Below are 3,012 nucleotides of genomic sequence, written 5' to 3'. Positions count from 1 at the left end.
CCGCGCTGGCCGCGGCCGACGCTGAGGACGTCATCGGCGACTGGCTGGACGAGCAGGGCGTGAGCAGCGCCTGGGACCTGGCGCCCGCGCTGGTCGCCGGCGGCATCGAGGTGCCCTGGCTGGCCACGGTCGCCGACGCGGTCGGCGCGGAACACCTGGAGTCGGCGGTGCGCTGGCTCGCGTACACCATCGACGCCGAGCTGCTGATGGGTGAGATCGACGACGCCGTGACCCGCGTCTCCGACCTGGTCGGGGCGGCGAAGCAGTACTCGCAGCTGGACCGGGCGCCGCAGCAGCCCGTCGACGTGCACACCCTGCTCGACGCCACGCTGACCATGCTGCGCGCGAAGATCCCGGCCGAGGTGCGGGTGGTCAAGGAGTACGACCGCGACCTGCCGCCGATCCCCGCGTTCGGCGCCGAGCTGAACCAGGTGTGGACCAACCTGATCGACAACGCCGTGTACGCGATGGGCGGGCGCGGCACGCTCACGTTGCGTACGTGGGGGGAGGTCGACCGGCTGGTCGTGGAGATCGGCGACACCGGCTCCGGGATCCCGGACGAGGTCAGGCCGCGGATCTTCGAGCCCTTCTTCTCCACCAAGGCGGTGGGCGAGGGGACGGGCCTCGGGCTGGACATCTCGTACCGCATCGTCGTCAACAAGCACCACGGGGACATCCGGGTGGAATCGCGGCCGGGGGACACCCGGTTCCAGATCTGCCTGCCGATGACCGCCGACCCGGAGTGGGACACCTCGGCGTCCCGGTGAACAGGACCATGAGCGGGGGCACGCGCATCAGGCGGGCCACGGCCCGCGACGCCCGGCGGCTGACCCGGATCGTGCGGTCCTCGCGCGCGTACGAGGGCCCGTACGCGCCGATGATCGCCGGTTACCGGATCGGCCCCGACTACGTCGAGGCGCACGAGGTCTTCGTGGCGGTCGAGGAGGCGGGGAGCCCCACGGGAGCCGGCACCTCCGAGCGGGTGCTCGGTTTCTACGCCCTCCTGCTCACCGAGGCCGAGCTGGACCTGATGTTCGTCGCCGACGACGCCCAGGGGCGCGGCATCGGCCGCCTGCTGGCCGCGCATCTGACGGACCGGGCGCGCGAGGCGGGTCTGACGGGGGTACGGGTGGTCGCGCATCCGCCCTCGGAGGGCTTCTACCTCACCGTGGGCGCCCGCCGGACCGGCACGGTGCACGCCCGGCCGCCGGCCGTCATGTTCGACCGCCCCGAGATGATCCTTCCGGTCGCGTGACGGATCCGCGGACAGACTTCTGAACGCGGGGCGCCACAACTCCCCTGATGGCCCGTCGAGTTCGGACGGACCGCCTTCGGGAGTATTGGTCCATACCAAAGCCTTGACATGGGATGGGTTCACTTCTTAAATCACGAACGAGCCTTGCCGCCCTGCCCGGGGCGGCGCATTCCCCGGCCGTCGTGCCGTGAACGTCTGTCATATACATGATAAGTCGCTGACCGGTACGACCTCACCCCCCATGTCGGCAGAAGAAGGGATCATCCCCGGATGACCACAGACAGGGTCCGCGCGAGAAACGTCGGCCTCCGACTCCTCGCGCTCGTCGCCGTACTGTTCGGCCTCACCGCCGCGCCCGCCGCCCACGGAGCCGAACAGAAGGCCGCCGCGGCCCCGTACAAGGTGCTGGCGTTCTACAACGGCACCTGGGACGACGCGCACATCAGCTTCGTACGGGAAGCCAACACCTGGTTCCCGCAGCAGGCCGCCGCCAACAACTTCACGTACACGGCGACCACCAACTGGGACCAGCTCAACACCATCACCAAGGAGCAGTACCAGGTCGTCCTCTTCCTCGACGACGCCCCGCAGGGCGCCTCGCAGCGGGCCGGGTTCGAGCGGTACATCCGCAGCGGCGGCGCCTGGATGGGCTTCCACGTCTCCGCCTTCACCACCAACGCGGGCGCCTGGTCGTGGTACTACAACGACTTCCTGGGCTCGGGCAACTTCAAGTCCAACACCTGGGGACCCACCACGGCGACCATCAAGGTCGACGACCGTACGCACCCCACCACCGTCGGCCTGCCCGGCACCTTCACCTCGTCGGTCAGCGAGTGGTACAGCTGGACCAACAACCTGCGCACCCGTCCGGGCATCAAGGTCCTGTCCTCGGTCGACCCGGTCAGCTTCCCGCTCGGTACGGACCCCAACCAGTCCTGGTACAGCGGTGACTACCCGATCACCTGGACCAACACCAACTACAAGATGATCTATGCCAACTTCGGGCACAACGCCATGAACTACAGCACGGGTCAGACCCTGTCCTCCACGTTCGGCAGCGCCACCCAGAACCGCTTCGTCCTCGACAGCCTCAAGTGGCTCGGCACGGGCGAGGGCGGCTCCACCACCCCGCCGGGACCCATCAACGAGAACGCCTGGTACTCCCTCGTCAACAGCGGCAACAACCTCTGCGTGGACGCCCGCGCGGCGGCCACCGCCAACGGCACGGTGATCCAGCAGTACACCTGCAACAGCACCCTGGCGCAGCAGTACCAGATCCGCGCCACCGACGGCGGGTTCTCCCGCATCGGCCCGCGTGCCAACGCCGCGCAGGCCGTCGACGTCACCAACGTCTCGACCGCCGACAACGCCCCGCTCCAGCTGTGGAGTTACAGCGGCGGTACGAACCAGCAGTGGCAGGCCGTCGCCGAGACCGGGGGCCGCTACCACTTCACCGCCCGGCACAGCGGGAAGTGCCTGAGCGCGCCCGACACCGCCACCACCGGGACCGCCCTGGTCCAGCGCGCCTGCAACGGATCGGCCGCGCAGTCGTTCCAGCTCGTCCAGCAGCCGTAACACACTCCGGCCGCGTCGCACCCCCGCCGACCTGGGGGGCGCCGGAGCCGGTGAAGCGGCCCGCCCGGAACCTCCGGCGGGCCGCTTCGTCCGTCCCCCGCCTCGTCCCGCTCCCGGTCCGTCCGATGACTCCATCCGGGCCCATCTGCCGGCCCCCGAGGTGTCGGCGCCGCGCTCACCCG

Annotated in this window: 3 protein-coding genes; all 3 read left to right on the top strand. The window is 69.9% G+C overall.

Annotated features, from left to right (window positions below; all coding sequences use genetic code 11):
* A partial coding sequence (locus GT042_RS11410; protein WP_237530700.1) for an ATP-binding protein occupies nt 1-767 on the top strand: 767 nt, incomplete at its 5' end.
* Between the two features lie 8 nt (nt 768-775).
* Nucleotides 776-1,255 carry a GNAT family N-acetyltransferase gene (locus tag GT042_RS11405; RefSeq protein ID WP_161308600.1) on the top strand — a complete coding sequence of 160 codons (480 nt, stop codon included), beginning with the start codon at nt 776-778 and terminating at the stop codon, nt 1,253-1,255.
* A gap of 270 nt (nt 1,256-1,525) precedes the next feature.
* A complete protein-coding gene (locus tag GT042_RS11400) occupies nt 1,526-2,830 on the top strand; it encodes a ThuA domain-containing protein (protein ID WP_161308599.1) in 1,305 nt (434 codons plus the stop codon).
* The last annotated feature ends 182 nt before the right edge of the window (nt 2,831-3,012 follow it).

It is taken from the genome of Streptomyces sp. SID3212, from assembly GCF_009865405.1.
Classification (GTDB): Bacteria; Actinomycetota; Actinomycetes; order Streptomycetales; family Streptomycetaceae; genus Streptomyces.
Note: the sequence above shows the minus strand (reverse complement) of the source record. Positions and strands in the feature narration are given on the sequence as shown.

Excerpts from the sequence above, each read along its gene's own strand:
- GT042_RS11405 (WP_161308600.1), top strand. The coding sequence starts at position 776 with ATGAGCGGGGGCACGCGCATCAGGCGGGCCACGGCCCGCGACGCCCGG.
- GT042_RS11400 (WP_161308599.1), top strand. The coding sequence starts at position 1,526 with ATGACCACAGACAGGGTCCGCGCGAGAAACGTCGGCCTCCGACTCCTC.